The following is a 17471-nucleotide window of genomic DNA, read 5'->3' as shown; positions in this document are numbered from 1 at the left end:
ATGGACAAGCAGCAGGAGTTCGTGCTCCGGACGTTGGAGGAGCGCGACATCCGGTTCGTACGGCTGTGGTTCACGGACGTGCTGGGCTTCCTCAAGTCCGTGGCCGTGGCCCCGGCCGAGCTCGAGCAGGCCTTCGACGAGGGCATCGGCTTCGACGGCTCGGCGATCGAGGGCTTCGCCCGTGTATACGAGTCCGACATGATCGCCAAGCCGGACCCCTCGACGTTCCAGATCCTGCCCTGGCGCGCCGAGGCCCCCGGCACGGCCCGGATGTTCTGCGACATCCTCATGCCGGACGGCTCGCCGTCCTTCGCGGACCCGCGCTATGTCCTCAAGCGCGCCCTGGCCCGCGCCTCCGACCTGGGCTTCACCTTCTACACCCACCCGGAGATCGAGTTCTTCCTGCTGAAGGACAAGCCGGTCGACGGCTCGGTGCCGACCCCCGCCGACAACTCCGGCTACTTCGACCACACCCCGCAGAACATCGGCATGGACTTCCGCCGCCAGGCGATCACCATGCTGGAGTCGATGGGCATCTCGGTCGAGTTCTCCCACCACGAGGGCGCGCCGGGCCAGCAGGAGATCGACCTGCGCTACGCCGACGCGCTGTCCACGGCGGACAACATCATGACGTTCCGCCTGGTCATGAAGCAGGTGGCGTTGGAGCAGGGGGTCCAGGCGACCTTCATGCCGAAGCCGTTCTCCGAGCACCCGGGCAGCGGCATGCACACGCACCTGTCGTTGTTCGAGGGCGACAGGAACGCCTTCTACGAGTCGGGCGCCGAGTACCAGCTCTCCAAGGTCGGCCGCTCCTTCATCGCGGGCCTGCTGAAGCACGCCGCGGAGATCGCCGCGGTCACCAACCAGTGGGTGAACTCCTACAAGCGCATCTGGGGCGGCTCCGAGCGCACCGCCGGCGCCGGCGGCGAGGCCCCCTCGTACATCTGCTGGGGCCACAACAACCGCTCGGCCCTGGTCCGCGTCCCGATGTACAAGCCCGGCAAGACGGGCTCCGCCCGGGTCGAGGTCCGCTCCCTGGACTCCGGCGCCAATCCGTACCTGGCGTACGCGATGCTGCTGGCCGCCGGACTCAAGGGCATCGAGGAGGGCTACGAGCTCCCGCCCGGCGCCGAGGACGACGTGTGGGCGCTGTCGGACGCCGAGCGCCGCGCGATGGGCATCGAGCCGCTGCCGCAGAACCTGGGCGAGGCGCTGTCCCTGATGGAGCGCAGCGACCTGGTCGCCGAGACCCTCGGCGAGCACGTCTTCGACTTCTTCCTGCGCAACAAGCGGGCGGAATGGCACGAGTACCGCTCCGAGGTGACGGCGTTCGAGCTGCGGAAGAATCTGCCGGTGCTGTAAGCGCAGGTCAGAGCGGGTTTCCGCTGATTCGGCGGATGGGGCCGACGGTCGTGGACCGTCGGCCCCATCGCGTCTCACTGACCCTGGGCCGTCTCGGGCCGTCAGGCGCCGGATCGGTGCCCTCGTACAGGCCGTCCACGGCCTCCCGGGCCCGTGCGTCGCTGCTCCGCATGATGTGCGGGTCGACCCCGAGCGCGAATCCCGGATCGTTGTGCCCGAGGTAGTGACTCAGCGCCCCTGATGTTGTTCGCACGGTCGGCGGGGATGCTGAGGTGATCTCCGAGACCCGACTACGTCACCCGGACGGTCGGCTGCTGTGGATCTCGCCTGCGTTGCCCGGCTGCGCGCACGCCTGACCGCGGCCCGCACTCACCGGATCATCCGGATCTGCGAACGCCAGGGCATCCCCATCCTCGCCGACCGCAGCCTGCATGGGAGCCGGCCCATGGGTGACGACACCCCTCAGGCGCCCGCCGGTCCGTGATCTCGCGCCGACCCAGCAGATCGTCGACCGCGCGCTGTCCGCGGCACGGGCACCGGCCGAGCGCGCCGTCGCGCGACTGAAGTCATGGCGGATTTTCCGCAGGTCCTGGTGCAGCCCGAATCGAATGTCGTCAATCTCCGCGGCCGTCCTCTCCCTGGAACGGCAACGCTGACAGATCGCCGTGATGGGGCCCGCTGTCGTCGGGCCTCGGGCGCGTGGCGCACGGATCCAGGTCATCGCAGGTTCTCGTCGGTGCGGGTGCTCCAGACCGCCAGTGCGGCTGCCAGGGCGCAGGCGCCACCGAGCCACAGAACGCCCTGGAGGGTGAGCGTGTCGACGATGACGCCGCCGGCCAGCGCGCCGAGGCCGATCGACAGGTTGAACACCGCCACCCACAGGGAGGAGGCCGCTTCTACCGCCTGCGGGGCCGCCTTGATCATCCAGGTCTGCAGGCCGACCGACACGCCGCCGTAGGCCAGACCCCAGACGATCAGCACGATGGCGCCGCCGACTTGCGCGCGCTCGACCACTACCGGGCCACGGAGTCCGCTCAGGCCGAGCGATTGCTTGGCGAGGACAGCCGGCCGATCCGGCATGTGCTGCGGGACTGGATGCTGTGGCTGGTCACCTGCCCGCCCGACGGCGACCACGGTCGAGGCTGCTTCGTGGTCAACACCGCCACCGAACTCGGCACCACCGACGACCAGGTCAACCAGCGGACCGAAGCCGCCTTCGAGGTCACCCGGCAGGCGCTGCGCTCGGTGCTGCTCCAGGGGCGACGCAAGGGCGAACTGCCCGCCGATCTCGACGTCGACGCCGCCATGGAACTGCTGTTCACCACGGTCCTCGGGCTGCGGGTACGGGAACGCGTCGGCCACGACCCCGCACGTCTGGCCACCGCGATCGACGTCGCGATCCGCGCGTTGGGGCCCACGCCGACGACGCCTTCCTGACCTCCGCAGCAACAATCCGGCATTGACCGCCGGACCGCCGGACCGCCGGCGACTGGTCAGAGGTACAGACCAAGGCCATGGGCTTTCGATCCGGTGCTGAACACCAGGAACGTTCGGCGAGGCCTCGTACGCCAGCACACCCTGCCCCTGATCTCCGGCGGCAGACCGGGGGATGCGGGACGGTCGTCCCGCACCCCTGTGGTGTCACTGCCCGCGCTCGGCCGCCTGCGCCGCCAGCAGCTGGTGCAGCGGCTCCGTCACCCTGCGGCGGTACTCCTGGATCGACCAGCCGTTGCCGTCCGGGTCCTTGAAGTACATGAACGTCGCGCCGTCGTCCGGGGCGTACTGGACCGGCTCCGACACCTCCAGGCCCCGCTCCACCAGTTCCGCCCGGGCCGCCTTGATGTCCGCCACGCACAGCTGCAGGCCCTGGTAGGAGCCGGGCTCGGGCACGGTCTCGCCCTTGGTCATGTCCCAGATGCTGTCGCCGAGGGCGATCGAACAGCCGGAGCCGGGAGGCGTCAGCTGGACGATGCGCATGCCCGGCATGACCTCCTGGTCGATGTCGACGTGGAAGCCGACCTTGTCCCGGTAGAAGTCGCGGGCCCGGTCGATGTCGCTCACGGGCAGCGGGATCACTTCCAGGGTGAAGTCCATCGCTAGTCCTCCATGGTGAATCGCCAGCGGGTCTGGCTGAACGGCTCCCCTAACCGAAGCCGAAAACGACGCTCTGCGCCACCGTGAAGACCAGGTTCCGCCACTTCCAAGGCACCGGCGTGGGGGCTGGGCGGGGGTGGGTCGCGCGGCCCGGCGCGACGGGGGGCAGCCTGCGCCCACCCGTGCCTCCCCAGCGGCACGACTGCCCGCAGCCAAGCCGGCTGCCTGGCTGGTTGGAAGGGCGTGTACCCCCACGCACCCGCGGTCGCGTACGGCGGGAAGGGGACGGGTCGGGGGGTGTCCGCCCGCAGTGGCCGGCGTCAAGAAACGGCACCTCCTGCCCGACCTCAGCCGCCGGTCCGAGGACGGACACCCCCCGACCCGGCCCCGACCCACAACCCACCCGCAGGCGCTACGCGCACCCCCGCCGAACAGCAACGGGCCGCCGCAGGCACCCCGCCCAAGCCCAGCGCAGCGGTTAGGCTCGACCGCGTACGACCTTGATCGGGCGCGCACGCCCCTGATCGGAACGGGAGGCCGACCATGACGGCGCCGGGGCGCAGGAGCAGTACCTTCACACGGCTGCTGCGGCACGGATTCACCGACCCGTCGGCCGCCGAGCGGCTCCTGGAGAGCGCCGAACTCGCACCGATCAGGAACGATCCGGTGCTCCTGGAGGCCCTCGGCGCCACCGCCGACCCGGACCTCGCCCTGCACGGACTCGTCCGACTCCTCGAAGCGCAGCCCGACCCCGCCGCCCAGCGGCAACTGCTGGACACGGTGATAGCGGCCAAGCCCCTGCGCGACCGGCTGCTCGGCGTGCTCGGCGCCTCCTCCGCCCTCGCCGACCACCTCGCCAAGCACGCCGGCGACTGGCAGGCGCTGGTCATGTACGAGCCGCGCGACCTGCACCCCGAGGTCGAGGAGTTCGAGAGCGGCCTCGCCGAGGCCACCGACCCCGTGTCCCTGCGCGTCGCCTACCGGCGCTGTCTGCTCTCCATCGCCGCCCGCGACGTGTGCGGCACCACGGACGTCGCCCAGACCGCCGCCGAGCTCGCCGACCTCGCCACCGCGACCCTGCGCGCCGCCCTCGCCATCGCCCGTGCCGCCGCGCCGGAGGACGCCGGGCTGTGCCGGCTCGCGGTGATCGCGATGGGCAAGTGCGGTGGCCACGAGCTGAACTACGTCTCCGACGTCGACGTCATCTTCGTCGGCGAGGCCGTGGACGGCGCAGACGAGGGCAAGGCGCTGCGGTCCGCCACCAAGCTCGCCTCGCACATGATGCGGATCTGCTCCGAGACGACCGTCGAGGGGTCCATCTGGCCCGTCGACGCCAACCTCCGCCCCGAGGGCCGCAACGGCCCCCTCGTCCGCACGCTCAGCAGCCACCTCGCCTACTACCAGCGCTGGGCCAAGACCTGGGAGTTCCAGGCGCTGCTCAAGGCGCGCCCGGTGGCCGGCGACATCGAGCTCGGCGAGGAGTACGTCGCCGCGGTGGAGCCGCTGGTCTGGAAGGCCGCCGAACGGGAGAACTTCGTCGCGGACGTGCAGAAGATGCGCCGCCGGGTCGTCGAGAACATCCCCGTGTCCGAGGTGGACCGCCAGCTCAAGCTCGGCCCGGGCGGGCTCAGGGACGTCGAGTTCGCCGTACAACTACTGCAGTTGGTGCACGGGCGGCACGACGCGTCCCTGCGTAGCGGCACCACGCTGCACGCCCTGCAGGCCCTCGCCGCCGGCGGCTACGTCGGCCGCGCCGACGCCGCCCAGCTCGACGACGCCTACCGCTTCTTGCGCTCCATGGAGCACCGCATCCAGCTCTACCGGCTGCGGCGCACCCACCTGGTGCCCGAGGACGAGGCCGACCTGCGGCGCATCGGCCGCTCCCTCGGCCTGCGCGCCGACCCGGTCGCCGAGCTGAACCGCGAGTGGAGACGGCACGCGAGCGTCGTACGGCGCCTGCACGAGAAGCTCTTCTACCGGCCGCTGCTCGACGCGGTCGCCCAACTCGCCCCCGGCGAGGCACGGTTGAGCGCCGGGGCGGCGCGGGAGCGGCTGGTCGCGCTCGGGTACGCCGATCCGGCCTCCGCGCTCAGGCACCTGGAGGCGCTGGCGTCGGGAGTCACCCGCAAGGCGGCCATCCAACGCACCCTGCTGCCGGTGCTGTTGGGCTGGTTCGCGGACTCCGCCGACCCGGACGCCGGCCTGCTGAACTTCCGCAAGGTGTCGGACGCGCTCGGCAAGACCCCTTGGTATCTGCGGCTGTTGCGGGACGAGGGCGCCGCCGCAGAGAACCTCGCCCGTGTGCTGTCGGCCGGCCGACTCGCCCCCGACCTGCTGATGCGGGCGCCGGAGGCGGTGGCGCTGCTAGGGGACGGCGACGGGGGGACGGGGCTGGAGCCGCGCTCGCGTGGGCACCTGGAGCAGGAGATCCTCGCGGCGGTGGGGCGCGCGGACGACGCCGTGCAGGCGGTGACCGCGGCGCGTGGTGTGCGGCGCCGGGAACTGTTCCGCACCGCCGCCGCCGACATCGTCGACTCCTACGGCACGGAGGCGAATCCGGCCGAGGCGGATCAGGGCGCGCTGGTGGACCGGGTCGGTGCCGCGGTGTCGGACCTGACGGCGGCGACGCTCGCGGGCACCCTGCGTGCGGTGGTGCGGGAGGGCTGGGGCGACACACTGCCCACCCGGTTCGCGATCATCGGCATGGGGCGGTTCGGGGGGCACGAGCTGGGCTACGGCAGTGACGCGGACGTCGTGTTCGTGCACGAGCCGCGCGACGGAGTCGACGACCACGAGGCATCGGCGGCCGCGAACCGGGTCGTCGAGGAGATGCGGCGGCTGCTGCAGATCCCGAGCGCGGATCCGCCGCTGCTGATCGACGCCGATCTGCGGCCCGAGGGCAAGTCGGGGCCGCTGGTGCGCACGCTCAAGTCTTACGAGGCGTACTACCGCCGGTGGTCCCTGGTCTGGGAGTCGCAGGCGCTGCTGCGGGCCGAGGTGGTGGCCGGGGACGAGGATCTGGGGCGGCGTTTCATCGACCTCGTCGATCCGCTGCGGTACCCCGCCGAGGGGCTCGGTGAGGATGCCGTACGCGAGATCCGGCGCCTGAAGGCCCGTATGGAGTCCGAGCGGCTCCCTCGCGGCGCCGACCCCAAGCTGCACACCAAGCTCGGGCCCGGCGGGCTCTCCGACGTCGAGTGGACGGTGCAGCTGCTGCAGCTTCAGCATGCGTGGGCCGAGCCGGGGCTGCGGACGACGCGGACCCGGGAGGCGCTGGCCGCCGCGTGTGCGGCCGGGCTGATTCCGGCCGAGGAGGCGGCGATCCTGGACGAGGCGTGGGTCCTCGCCACGCGGGTGCGCAACGCGGTGATGCTGGTGCGCGGGCGGGCCGGCGACACCTTCCCGTCGGACAGCCGCGAGCTGGCGGCGGTGGGGCGCTACCTCGGGTACGGGCCCGGTCACGCGGGGGACATGCTCGATGCGTATCGGCGTACGACGCGGCGGGCTCGGGGTGTGGTGGAGGAGTTGTTCTACGGGGCGTGACGCCTGCGGCGGTTCCGCCGCCGGCCGGGGTGCTCGCGGCGGCCTGCGGGGTTGTGGGGTGAGCCTCGTTGCCTCGTTGCCTCGTTGCCCGGGCGCCTTGTGCGCGTCGATGCCTGCGGCGCACTGTGCCGGCTCGTGGGGGTGCGCCCAGCGTCTACGCGTGTGTCGTGGGGCGGGGTCGCGTCGGGGGGTGTTCGTCCTCGGTCGGGCGGCTCGCTTCCTCGGCTGGCTTCTCGGCGTTGCCGCCCGCCGCCGCGGGCGGACACCCCCCGTCACGTCCCCTGCCCACCGCGGGCGACCGCGGGTGCGTGCGCGGTTGCGGTACCCGCCTCGGCAGGGCGTGCGGCAGCCTTCCGTACCAGAGGCGGGCCACCGTGTATCCGAACGCCAGGCACATGAGGCCGCCCACCGCGTCCAGCCAGAAGTGGTTGGCCGTGGCGACGATCACGACCAGTGTGGCCGTCGGGTAGAGCAGCCCGAGGACGCGCACCCAGGGGATCCTCGCCAGCGCGAAGATCGTCAGGCCGCTCCACACGGACCAGCCGATGTGCATGGACGGCATCGCGGCGTACTGGTTCGACATGTTCTTCAGGTCGCCTGAGGCCATCGAGCCCCAGGTGTCGTGGACCAGGACCGTGTCGATGAAGCCGCCGTCGGTCATCAACCGTGGGGGAGCGAGCGGGTACAGGTAGTAGCCGACGAGGGCCACACCGGTCGTCGCGAAGAGGACCAGGCGGGTCGCCGCGTAGCGGCCGGGGTGGCTGCGGTAGAGCCAGACCAGGACGCCCAGCGTCACGATGAAGTGCAGGGTCGCGTAGTAGTAGTTCATGCCGACGATGAGCCAAGTCACCGAGTTCACGGCGTGGTTGATCGACTCCTCGACGGCGATGCCGAGATGGTGCTCCAGCTTCCAGAGCCAGTCGGCGTTGCGCAGCGCCTCGGCCTTCTGCTCCGGAACGGCGTTGCGGATCAGTGAGTACGTCCAGTAACTCACCGCGATCAGCAGGATCTCGAACCAGAGGCGGGGCCGGCGCGGGGAGCGCAGACGGCGCAGGGGACCATGTTCCTTTTTGTCCGTAACGGGGTGCGGAACGGCCGTTTCGCGGCCTTCCAGTGTCGTCACGGTCGTGTCACCCATGGGCACAGAGTCTGCCAGATAAGCCTTCCCCGACCGATCATCCCTCGGGTGGGTCAAGGACGCACGTTCTACGGCGGGCGTAGAGGCTCGTTCTCCTACCGGCGCAGGGCGGGGTGGGGGGATTCTCCGCCTTGGGAACGAGGGAGACGAGGAGGTGCGGGAAGGGGCGAGAAAGGGCGAGAAAGGGCGAGGAGGGATGATTCGGGAGGTAGCGATCGGTCAGTTGTGGTTCCGGTTTCCCGGCCCCGACGCCGTCGACCCGCGCACCACCAGCTCCGGCATGAACACGAACTCGCTGTGGGGGGCCGGAGTCCCGCCGATCTCCTCCAGCAGCGTGCGCACCGCCGCCTGTCCCATCGCCGGGACCGGCTTGCGGACCGTGGTGAGCGGCGGGTCCGTGAAAGCGATCAGCGGGGAGTCGTCGAAGCCGACCACCGAGATGTCCTTCGGGACCGCGAGGCCCCGCTGCCGCGCCGCCCTTATCGCGCCCAGCGCCATCATGTCGCTGGCGCAGACCACCGCGGTGCAGTCCCGGTCGATCAGGGCCGTCGCCGCCGCCTGGCCGCCCTCCAGGGTGTACAGGGAGTGCTGGATCAGCTCGGTCTCTATGACGTCCGTCGGCAGGCCCAGCTGGTCCTGCATCGCGCGGACGAAGCCCTCGATCTTGCGCTGGACCGGGACGAAGCGCTTGGGGCCCAGCGCCAGGCCGATGCGGGTGTGGCCCAGGGAGGCCAGGTGCGTGACCGCGAGGGTCATCGCCGCGCGGTCGTCGGGGGAGATGAAAGGTGCCTGGACCTTGGGGGAGAAGCCGTCCACCAGGACGAAGGGGACGCCCTGGGCGCGCAGGCGCTCGTAGCGCTCCATGTCGGCGGTGGTGTCGGCGTGCAGGCCGGAGACGTAGATGATGCCGGCCACGCCCCGGTCGACGAGCATCTCGGTCAGCTCGTCCTCGGTCGAGCCGCCGGGCGTCTGGGTGGCCAGCACCGGGGTGTAGCCCTGCCTGGTCAGCGCCTGGCCGATGACCTGGGCCAGGGCCGGGAATATCGGGTTCTCCAGCTCCGGGGTGATCAGGCCCACCAGGCCCTCGCTGCGCTGGCGCAGTCGCACCGGGCGCTCGTAGCCGAGGACGTCCAATGCGGCCAGCACGGACTGGCGAGTGGTGGCGGCGACGCCCGGCTTCCCGTTGAGGACGCGGCTGACGGTCGCTTCGCTCACCCCCGCCTGAGCAGCGATGTCGGCAAGCCGTGTGGTCACGGCACTGGACTGTACCGGCCGTATGTCGCCTTGCACACCAATCGGACGCCGTGGGCGACCTGTTGACCGGCCGGGCCCGGACTGCTGCGTCATCGCGCTCCCTCGTGAAAGTGATGGCAAGAGCTTGCAGAGTCTTGCACAAACCGCGTCCGTGCGGCTCTGGCCTTGTAAAGAAGCGTCTCACAGTGGTCGACGGGAGGTCACACGCCGGTAACTTCCGCGCTCTCTTGCACTTTTTTTCTGCAAGGTCTTTCGTAAGTCTTTCAACGCTGTTACGTTCACGTCGCCCGGCCGCCGCAACGGCGCAGTCGGCAAGACAGCAGGAGCAGGCAGACGGGGCCGCCCCTGCATCACACGGGCTTTCACCCTCAAGGAGAACTCATGCGGCGTGGCATAGCGGCCACCGCGCTGGTGGCGTCCCTCGCTCTCGCGGCGACGGCGTGCGGCGGCGGGGACGACAGTGGCAGCGACTCGAGCGGGCCGGTCACCATCACCTGGTGGGACACCTCCAACGCCACCAACGAGGCGCCGACGTACCAGGCCCTGGTCAAGGAGTTCGAGGCCGCCAACAAGGACATCAAGGTCAAGTACGTCAACGTCCCGTTCGACCAGGCGCAGAACAAGTTCGACACGGCCGCCGGCTCCAAGGGCGCCCCGGACATCCTGCGCTCCGAGGTCGGCTGGACCCCCGCCTTCGCCAAGAAGAGCTTCTTCCTGCCGCTGGACGGCACCGAGGCGCTCGCCGAGCAGGACAAGTTCCAGCCCAGCCTGATCGAGCAGGCCAAGTACGAGGGCAAGGTCTACGGCGTTCCGTTCACCACGGACACCCTCGCCTTCGTCTACAACAAGGACCTGTTCAAGAAGGCCGGCGTCGAGGCCCCCAAGACCTGGGACGACCTGAAGAAGGCCGCCGCCAAGATCAAGGAGAAGACCGGCGTCGACGGCTACTGGGGCTCCACCCAGGCCTACTACGCCCAGACGTTCCTCTACGGCGAGGGCACCGACACCGTCGACGCCGACGCCAAGAAGATCACCATGAACTCGGCCGAGGCCAAGAAGGGCTACGAGACCTGGCTGAGCCTCTTCGACGGCAAGGGCCTGCACAAGGCCGACACCACCGCCGACGCCTACGCCCACATCCAGGAGGCGTTCGTCAGCGGCAAGGTCGCCGCGATCATGCAGGGCCCCTGGGAGATCACCAACTTCTACAAGGGCTCCGCGTTCAAGGACAAGAACAACCTCGGCATCGCCACCGTCCCGGCCGGCTCCAGCGGCAAGGCGGGCGCCCCGACCGGCGGCCACAACCTCTCCGTGTACGCCGGCTCCGACGAGGCGCACCAGAAGGCCGCGCTGAAGTTCGTCAAGTTCATGACCTCGGCGAAGGCCCAGGAGACCATCGCCCTGAAGAACTCGACGCTGCCGACGCGTGACGACGCCTACACCGCCGAGGTCAAGGCCGACCCGGGCATCGCCGGCTACCAGGGCGTCCTCGCCGCCGCCCAGCCGCGCCCGGCGCTGCCCGAGTACAGCTCCCTGTGGGGTCCGCTGGACACCGAGCTGCTGAAGATCGCCGGTGGCAAGGTGTCCCTGGACAAGGGCCTGAGCACCGCCGAGACCTCCATCGCCAAGCTGGTCCCGGACTTCAGCAAGTGACCCCGAGTGGCCGCCGGAACTCCCTGATCATGGGGGGAGAGTTCCGGCGGCCACCGGCCTGTGCGCCGTACACCCCGAGCCGTACAGCCGTACACCCCTGATCTGTCGATCTCCACGAAGGTTGTCGAACCATGACAGTCGCCATCGACCGCGCGACCGGCAAGCGCCGCGGTGACCGCGCGCCGCGGCCCGGGCTGGGCCAGCGCCTGAAGCACGGCTACCAGAAGCACTGGTACGCCTACGCGATGATCGCTCCGGTGGTGATCGTCCTCGGCGTCCTCGTGCTGTATCCACTGGCGTACGGCTTCTACCTCACCCTCACCGACGCCAACAGCCTCAACAGCGCCCGCACCATCGGCGTCAACGAGATCGAGGCCACCTACAAGTTCATCGGCTTCGACAACTACGCCGACATCCTGTGGGGCGAGACGGCGTACGACCGCTTCTGGTCGCACTTCATCTGGACGATCTTCTGGACCGCGGCCTGCGTCACCCTGCACTACACCATCGGCCTCGGCCTCGCCCTGCTGCTCAACCAGAAGCTGCGCGGCCGCACCCTGTACCGGCTGATCCTGATCCTGCCGTGGGCCGTGCCGACCTTCGTCACCGTCTTCGGCTGGCGGTTCATGCTCGCCGACGGCGGCATCATCAACTCGTTCCTGGAGACGCTGCACCTGCCGACGCCGCTGTGGCTGGAGGACACCTTCTGGCAGCGGTTCGCCGCGATCATGGTGAACACCTGGTGCGGTGTGCCGTTCATGATGCTCTCGCTGCTCGGCGGGCTGCAGTCCATCGACTCCTCGCTGTACGAGGCGGCCGAGATGGACGGCGCGAGCAAGTGGCAGCAGTTCCGGTACGTCACCCTGCCGGGCCTCAGGTCCGTCAGCTCCACCGTCGTACTCCTCGGCATCATCTGGACCTTCAACCAGTTCGCCATCATCTTCCTGCTGTTCGGCGACACCGCCCCCGACGCCCAGATCCTCGTCACCTGGGCCTACTACCTCGGCTTCGGACAGCAGCCACGTGACTTCGCGCAGTCGGCCGCCTACGGCATGCTGCTGCTGGCCATCCTCATCGTCTTCACCTCCTTCTACCGCCGCTGGCTGAACCGCAATGACCAGCAGCTCGCGATCTGAGGCAGGAGTCCCCATGAGCACGACCACTGTGGAGAACCCGGTGAACAAGCAGGACTCCGTGACCACAGCCACCCCCCGCAAGGTGCGCCGACGCGGCGAGAACAGCCGCGGTACGTCCGTCGTCTCCCACGGCATCCTCATCGTGGCGAGCCTGATCGCGCTCTTCCCCGTCGCCTGGCTGGTCTTCCTGTCCCTCGGCCCGGACAAGGACGACTACCTCCACCCGGGCGGCATCTGGAAGAAGATGACGCTGGACAACTACACGTTCGTCCTGCAGGAGACGAAGTTCTTCGACTGGCTGACGAGCACGCTCATCGTCACGCTGGGCACCACGCTCATCGGCGTCATCATCTCCGCCACCACCGGCTACGCGGTCTCGCGGATGCGCTTCCCGGGCTACAAGAAGTTCATGTGGGTGCTGCTCGTGACCCAGATGTTCCCGGTGGCCGTCCTCATGGTGCCGATGTACCAGATCCTGTCCGAGCTCCAGCTCGTCGACAGCTACCTCGGTCTCATCCTCGTCTACTGCACGACGACCGTGCCGTACTGTGCCTGGCTGATGAAGGGCTACTTCGACACGATCCCGTTCGAGATCGACGAGGCCGGACGCGTCGACGGGCTGACCCCCTTCGGCACCTTCGCGCGACTGATCCTGCCGCTCGCCAAGCCGGGCCTGGCCGTCGCCGCCTTCTACAGCTTCCTCACCGCCTTCGGCGAGGTCGCGTTCGCGTCGACGTTCATGCTGTCCGACACGAAGTACACCTTCGCGGTCGGGCTGCAGACCTTCATCAGTGAGCACGACGCGCAGCGCAACCTGATGGCCGCCACGGCGGTGTTGGTCGCCATACCGGTCTCCGCGTTCTTCTACTTCGTCCAGCGCAACCTGGTGACCGGCCTGACGGCCGGTGGCACCAAGGGCTGAGCCACGGCTCACACGACTCCCGTGCGCCTTGTCGCGCGGGTGGCGGCCGCGGTGCCCATCCGACCCCGCTGTCACCGCGGCCGCCTCACATCCGCGCGCCGAAGAACCCCGGACTTCCGCAAAACGCCGAAAACCTGCAAGCCGCACCATTCACTTGTGACCCGACCCCAGTTAAGCCTCAAGGACGCCATGAGCCAGCACTCCGCAGCCCCGGCCCCGACCCCCACCTCCGCAGCGGCCGTCGCCACCGTCGCCAAGCGCCGCGACTGGTGGCGGGACGCGGTGATCTACCAGGTCTATCCGCGCAGCTTCGCCGACAGCAACGGCGACGGCATGGGCGACCTGGAAGGCGTACGCTCCCGCCTCCCGTACCTGCGCGACCTCGGCGTCGACGCCGTGTGGCTCAGCCCCTTCTACGCCTCCCCGCAGGCCGACGCCGGCTACGACGTCGCCGACTACCGGGCCGTCGACCCGATGTTCGGCAACCTGCTCGACGCGGACGCGCTGATCCGTGACGCCCACGAACTGGGCCTGCGCGTCATCGTGGACCTGGTCCCGAACCATTCCTCCGACCAGCACGAGTGGTTCAAGCGGGCCCTCGCGGACGGCCCCGGGTCCCCGCTCCGGGACCGCTACTACTTCCGCCCCGGCAAGGGTGAGAACGGCGAACTGCCGCCCAACGACTGGGAGTCCATCTTCGGCGGCCCGGCCTGGACCAGGGTCACCGAGCCCGACGGCACCCCCGGCGACTGGTACCTGCACCTCTTCGCCCCCGAGCAGCCCGACTTCAACTGGGAACACCCCGCCGTCGGCGACGAGTTCCGCTCCATCCTGCGCTTCTGGCTGGACATGGGCGTCGACGGTTTCCGTATCGACGTCGCGCACGGCATGGTGAAGGCGGAGGGCCTGCCGGACCTGGGTTCCCACGACCAGCTCAAGCTGCTGGGCAACGATGTCATGCCGTTCTTCGACCAAGACGGCGTCCACGCGATCTACCGCCAGTGGCGCACGATCCTCGACGAGTACGCGGGCGAGCGCATCTTCGTCGCCGAGGCCTGGACGCCGACCGTGGAGCGAACGGCGAACTACGTCCGCCCGGACGAACTCCACCAGGCCTTCAACTTCCAGTACCTGGGCACCGACTGGGACGCCGACGAGCTCCGCAAGGTGGTCGACCGCACGCTGGAGGCGATGCGCCCCGTCGGCGCCCCCGCCACCTGGGTGCTCTCCAACCACGACGTCACCCGCCACGCCACCCGCTTCGCCAACCCGCCCGGCCTCGGCACCCAGATCCGCACGGCCGGCGACCGCGAACTGGGCCTGCGCCGGGCGCGCGCCGCGACCCTCCTCATGCTGGCCCTGCCCGGCTCGGCATACGTCTACCAGGGCGAGGAGCTCGGCCTCCCGGACGTCGTCGACCTCCCCGACGAGGTCCGCCAGGACCCGGCGTACTTCCGCGGCGCCGGCCAGGACGGCTTCCGCGACGGCTGCCGGGTGCCGATCCCGTGGACGCGCACCGGTCCGTCGTACGGCTTCGGCAGCGGGGGCAGCTGGCTGCCGCAGCCGGCGACCTGGGGCGAGCTGAGCGTGGAGGCGCAGACCGGGGACCCCGACTCCACCCTGGAGCTGTACCGCTCCGCGCTCGCCGTGCGCCGCGAGCAGCCCGACCTCGGCGCCGGTGACGCGGTGGAGTGGCTGAAGGCACCCGAGGGCGTCCTCGCCTTCCGGCGCGGGGAGTTCGTGTGCGTCGCGAACACCGGTGAGGAGTCGGTGCGGACTCCGGCGTACGGCCGCCTGCTCCTCGCCAGCGGCGAGGTGAGCGAGACGGACGGCGACGCGAAGGTGCCGGGCGACACCACGGTGTGGTGGACGACGGCCTGACGGTCCTGCCGGCGCTCGGCCGATCAGAGGGGCCTGCTGCCCAACCGGGCAGCAGGCCCCTCTGATCGCGTCGTGACGATCACCTACGAGTGGCGCGGCGACTTCGACAGCCCGGACCTCAACGCCCTGCACGCGCAGGACTTCCGTCATCGGCCCCTCGACGTCGACTGGCTGACCCGGGTGCACCGTCACGGCCTCGGATGGGTCTGTGCCCGCCATGACGGAGACCTCGTCGGGTTGGTGAACGTCGCCTGGGACGGTGGTGTCCATGCGTTCCTGCTGGACACCGTGGTCGCGACCGGCCACCGCCGCTCCGGGATCGGAGCCGGGCTGGTGACCGAGGCCGCCCGGCAAGCGCGCACAGCCGGATGCGAGTGGCTGCACGTCGACTTCGAGGACGACCTGCGGTCCTTCTGCTTTGACGCCTGCGGGTTCCGCCCGACCACCGCCGGTCTCGTCCGGCTCTGAGCCGCCGGACCGGATCGGCGCGCCCGTCCAGGGGCGGCACTGAAAGTTCTTGCATCAACTTCACATGTGCCGCTGCCTTTTCAGCCGACGGGCATTTAACATCTGCGTCACCGCAAGTTTGCTGAAAGATTTCAGCAAGCGCCTTCAATGAAGAAGGAACCCCACATGGCACGCAGACACCTCTCAGGGGCCCTCGTCCTGGCGGCGGCCCTTGTCATGACCCCGACCTCCGTGGCGCAGGCCTCCCCGCCCGGCACCAAGGACGTCACCGCCGTCCTCTTCGAGTGGAACTTCGCCTCGGTGGCGAAGGAGTGCACCAACACCCTCGGCCCGGCCGGTTACGGATATGTCCAGGTCTCCCCGCCCGCCGAGCACATACAGGGCTCGCAGTGGTGGACCTCGTACCAGCCGGTGAGCTACAAGATCGCCGGGCGCCTCGGTGACCGTACGGCCTTCCAGAACATGGTCAACACCTGCCATGCGGCCGGTGTGAAGGTCGTCGTCGACACCGTCATCAACCACATGTCGGCGGGCAGCGGCACCGGCACCGGCGGTTCGTCGTACACGAAGTACAACTACCCCGGCCTGTACTCGTCCTTCGACTTCGACGACTGCACCAGCCAGATCGCCAACTACCAGGATCGCTGGAACGTCCAGCACTGCGAACTGGTCGGCCTCGCGGACCTGGACACGGGTGAGTCGTACGTCCGGGGCGCCATCGCCGGGTACATGAACGATCTCCTGTCGCTCGGCGTCGACGGCTTCCGCATCGACGCGGCCAAGCACATGGACGCCGCCGACCTGGCCAACATCAAGTCCCGGCTGACCAACCCCTCGGTCTACTGGAAGCAGGAGGCCATCTACGGCAGCGGAGAGGCCGTCCAGCCCACCGAGTACACGGGCAACGGCGACGTCCAGGAGTTCCGCTACGCCTACGACCTCAAGCGCGTCTTCAACAACGAGAACCTCGCCTACCTGAAGAACTACGGCGAGGGCTGGGGCTATATGAACAGCTCCGTCGCCGGGGTCTTCGTCGACAACCACGACACCGAGCGCAACGGCTCCACGCTCAGCTACAAGGACAACGCCAACTACACCCTGGCCAACGTCTTCATGCTGGCCTGGCCCTACGGTGCTCCGGACATCAACTCCGGCTACGAGTTCGGCGACCACGACGCGGGCCCGCCCAACGGCGGCCAGGTCAACGCCTGCTGGCAGGACGGCTGGAAGTGCCAGCACAACTGGCCCGAGATCAAGTCCATGGTCGCCTTCCGCAACGCCACGCGCGGTGAGGCCGTCACCAACTGGTGGGACAACGGAGGCGACGCGATCGCGTTCGGGCGGGGCGGCAAGGGCTACGTCGCCATCAACCACGAGTCGAGCAGCCTGACCCGCACCTACCAGACGTCCCTCGCGGCGGGCACGTACTGCAACGTGCAGAACAACACGACGGTGACCGTGGGCTCGAACGGCCAGTTCACCGCCACGCTGGGCGCCAACACCGCCCTGGCGATCCACACGGGCAGGACCGGCTGCTGAGCTGCCGCACTCCCAGGACGGCCACCCCGGTCACGGCTGTACACGCCGGCGCATGGGTGGCCGTCCGAGTATCTCGATGTACATGATCCGGCCGTCCACGACGTCGAGGATCAGATCGCCCGAGGAGGGCAGGAGCGGCACACAGCGATGGCCCGGACCGAACGGCTGCCCCTGCGGATGATCCGTCGTCCGGATGCTCTGGCAGAAGTCGTCCCCGCAGCCGCAGTCGGCGACCAGGCGGACATCCCGGACGCAGATTGCCAGCCAGTGTTCCCCCTCCTCCTCCAGGAGGGTGGCCAGTTCGTCGACGAGCTCCGGAAAGACGTCGCGAACGAGGGGCGGTTCCTGCTCCATGCGAGGACGGTAGCCAGGGGTGGCCGCGTGTGGCGATCGATTTCCGCCTGGTGGCTGGGCCTGCTCACGCAGACCAACTCTCCCTGCTGAGCGTTTCGCTGGGCCACCCTGAAAGTTCTTACCGATG

The 17471-nt window shown here is 69.5% G+C and carries 14 protein-coding genes and 1 pseudogene; 10 read left to right on the top strand and 5 right to left on the bottom strand.

Going from position 1 to position 17471, the window contains the following annotated elements; translation table 11 throughout:
- Positions 1-1362, top strand: a complete 1362-nt coding sequence (locus ACIBAG_RS34715; RefSeq protein WP_399110724.1) for a glutamine synthetase family protein — start codon at positions 1-3, stop codon at positions 1360-1362.
- Between the two features lie 296 nt (positions 1363-1658).
- Positions 1659-2018 (top strand): annotated as a pseudogene (locus ACIBAG_RS34710) (transposase family protein); the annotation flags it as partial.
- A 61-nt stretch (positions 2019-2079) separates the two neighbouring features.
- Here the strand turns inward: ACIBAG_RS34710 and ACIBAG_RS34705 are convergent.
- Entirely contained in the window at positions 2080-2343 is a 264-nt protein-coding gene (locus ACIBAG_RS34705) for a hypothetical protein (protein ID WP_399110723.1), read from the bottom strand.
- Positions 2344-2358: 15 nt separating this feature from the next.
- Here ACIBAG_RS34705 and ACIBAG_RS34700 point away from each other — a divergent pair, with 15 nt between their 5' ends.
- Positions 2359-2799 carry a TetR family transcriptional regulator C-terminal domain-containing protein gene (locus ACIBAG_RS34700; protein ID WP_399110721.1) on the top strand — a complete coding sequence of 147 codons (441 nt, stop codon included), beginning with the start codon at positions 2359-2361 and terminating at the stop codon, positions 2797-2799.
- 204 nt (positions 2800-3003) lie between these two features.
- On the opposite strand, the gene ACIBAG_RS34695 is transcribed toward ACIBAG_RS34700, so the two are convergent.
- Entirely contained in the window at positions 3004-3456 is a 453-nt protein-coding gene (locus ACIBAG_RS34695) for a VOC family protein (protein WP_399110720.1), read from the bottom strand.
- Between the two features lie 543 nt (positions 3457-3999).
- Between ACIBAG_RS34695 and ACIBAG_RS34690 the strand changes: the two genes are divergently transcribed.
- On the top strand, positions 4000-6999 hold the full coding sequence (locus tag ACIBAG_RS34690; RefSeq protein WP_399110718.1) for a bifunctional [glutamine synthetase] adenylyltransferase/[glutamine synthetase]-adenylyl-L-tyrosine phosphorylase: 3000 nt from the start codon (positions 4000-4002) through the stop codon (positions 6997-6999).
- Positions 7000-7153: 154 nt separating this feature from the next.
- Here the strand turns inward: ACIBAG_RS34690 and ACIBAG_RS34685 are convergent, their stop codons facing one another.
- Positions 7154-8137 (bottom strand): phosphatase PAP2 family protein, encoded by a 984-nt coding sequence (locus ACIBAG_RS34685; RefSeq protein WP_399110717.1) that lies wholly within the window; start codon positions 8135-8137, stop codon positions 7154-7156.
- Positions 8138-8356: 219 nt separating this feature from the next.
- The gene (locus tag ACIBAG_RS34680) at positions 8357-9391 is read right to left on the bottom strand and encodes a LacI family DNA-binding transcriptional regulator (protein WP_399110715.1); all 1035 of its coding nucleotides are present in this window, start codon (positions 9389-9391) and stop codon (positions 8357-8359) included.
- Between the two features lie 381 nt (positions 9392-9772).
- Here ACIBAG_RS34680 and ACIBAG_RS34675 point away from each other — a divergent pair, with 381 nt between their 5' ends.
- The 6 genes from ACIBAG_RS34675 to ACIBAG_RS34650 all read left to right on the top strand — a co-directional run bounded on the left by ACIBAG_RS34675 (position 9773) and on the right by ACIBAG_RS34650 (position 16990).
- Positions 9773-11044, top strand: a complete 1272-nt coding sequence (locus ACIBAG_RS34675) for an extracellular solute-binding protein (protein ID WP_399110713.1) — start codon at positions 9773-9775, stop codon at positions 11042-11044.
- Between the two features lie 131 nt (positions 11045-11175).
- On the top strand, positions 11176-12180 hold the full coding sequence (locus ACIBAG_RS34670; protein WP_399110711.1) for a carbohydrate ABC transporter permease: 1005 nt from the start codon (positions 11176-11178) through the stop codon (positions 12178-12180).
- A 13-nt stretch (positions 12181-12193) separates the two neighbouring features.
- Positions 12194-13102 (top strand): sugar ABC transporter permease, encoded by a 909-nt coding sequence (locus ACIBAG_RS34665; protein WP_399110709.1) that lies wholly within the window; start codon positions 12194-12196, stop codon positions 13100-13102.
- Between the two features lie 189 nt (positions 13103-13291).
- Positions 13292-14983: a glycoside hydrolase family 13 protein gene (locus tag ACIBAG_RS34660; protein ID WP_399110708.1), complete on the top strand. Its 1692-nt coding sequence runs from the start codon at positions 13292-13294 to the stop codon at positions 14981-14983.
- A 72-nt stretch (positions 14984-15055) separates the two neighbouring features.
- Positions 15056-15451, top strand: coding sequence for a GNAT family N-acetyltransferase (locus tag ACIBAG_RS34655; RefSeq protein WP_399110707.1), 396 nt, complete (start codon positions 15056-15058; stop codon positions 15449-15451).
- Positions 15452-15616: 165 nt separating this feature from the next.
- A complete protein-coding gene (locus ACIBAG_RS34650; RefSeq protein WP_399110705.1) occupies positions 15617-16990 on the top strand; it encodes an alpha-amylase family protein in 1374 nt (457 codons plus the stop codon).
- Positions 16991-17020: 30 nt separating this feature from the next.
- On the opposite strand, the gene ACIBAG_RS34645 is transcribed toward ACIBAG_RS34650, so the two are convergent.
- A complete protein-coding gene (locus ACIBAG_RS34645) occupies positions 17021-17344 on the bottom strand; it encodes a hypothetical protein (protein WP_399110703.1) in 324 nt (107 codons plus the stop codon).
- Positions 17345-17471: the final 127 nt, after the last annotated feature.

The sequence above is a fragment of the Streptomyces sp. NPDC051243 genome, from assembly GCF_044455405.1.
GTDB lineage: Bacteria > Actinomycetota > Actinomycetes > Streptomycetales > Streptomycetaceae > Streptomyces.
This window is presented reverse-complemented; position numbering and strand designations above follow the sequence as displayed.

Coding starts and splice junctions, on each gene's coding strand:
- ACIBAG_RS34660 (WP_399110708.1), top strand. CDS start 13,292: ATGAGCCAGCACTCCGCAGCCCCGGCCCCGACCCCCACCTCCGCAGCG.
- ACIBAG_RS34670 (WP_399110711.1), top strand. CDS start 11,176: ATGACAGTCGCCATCGACCGCGCGACCGGCAAGCGCCGCGGTGACCGC.
- ACIBAG_RS34690 (WP_399110718.1), top strand. CDS start 4,000: ATGACGGCGCCGGGGCGCAGGAGCAGTACCTTCACACGGCTGCTGCGG.
- ACIBAG_RS34665 (WP_399110709.1), top strand. CDS start 12,194: ATGAGCACGACCACTGTGGAGAACCCGGTGAACAAGCAGGACTCCGTG.
- ACIBAG_RS34645 (WP_399110703.1), bottom strand. CDS start 17,344: ATGGAGCAGGAACCGCCCCTCGTTCGCGACGTCTTTCCGGAGCTCGTC.
- ACIBAG_RS34715 (WP_399110724.1), top strand. CDS start 1: ATGGACAAGCAGCAGGAGTTCGTGCTCCGGACGTTGGAGGAGCGCGAC.
- ACIBAG_RS34650 (WP_399110705.1), top strand. CDS start 15,617: ATGGCACGCAGACACCTCTCAGGGGCCCTCGTCCTGGCGGCGGCCCTT.
- ACIBAG_RS34695 (WP_399110720.1), bottom strand. CDS start 3,456: ATGGACTTCACCCTGGAAGTGATCCCGCTGCCCGTGAGCGACATCGAC.
- ACIBAG_RS34685 (WP_399110717.1), bottom strand. CDS start 8,137: ATGGGTGACACGACCGTGACGACACTGGAAGGCCGCGAAACGGCCGTT.
- ACIBAG_RS34675 (WP_399110713.1), top strand. CDS start 9,773: ATGCGGCGTGGCATAGCGGCCACCGCGCTGGTGGCGTCCCTCGCTCTC.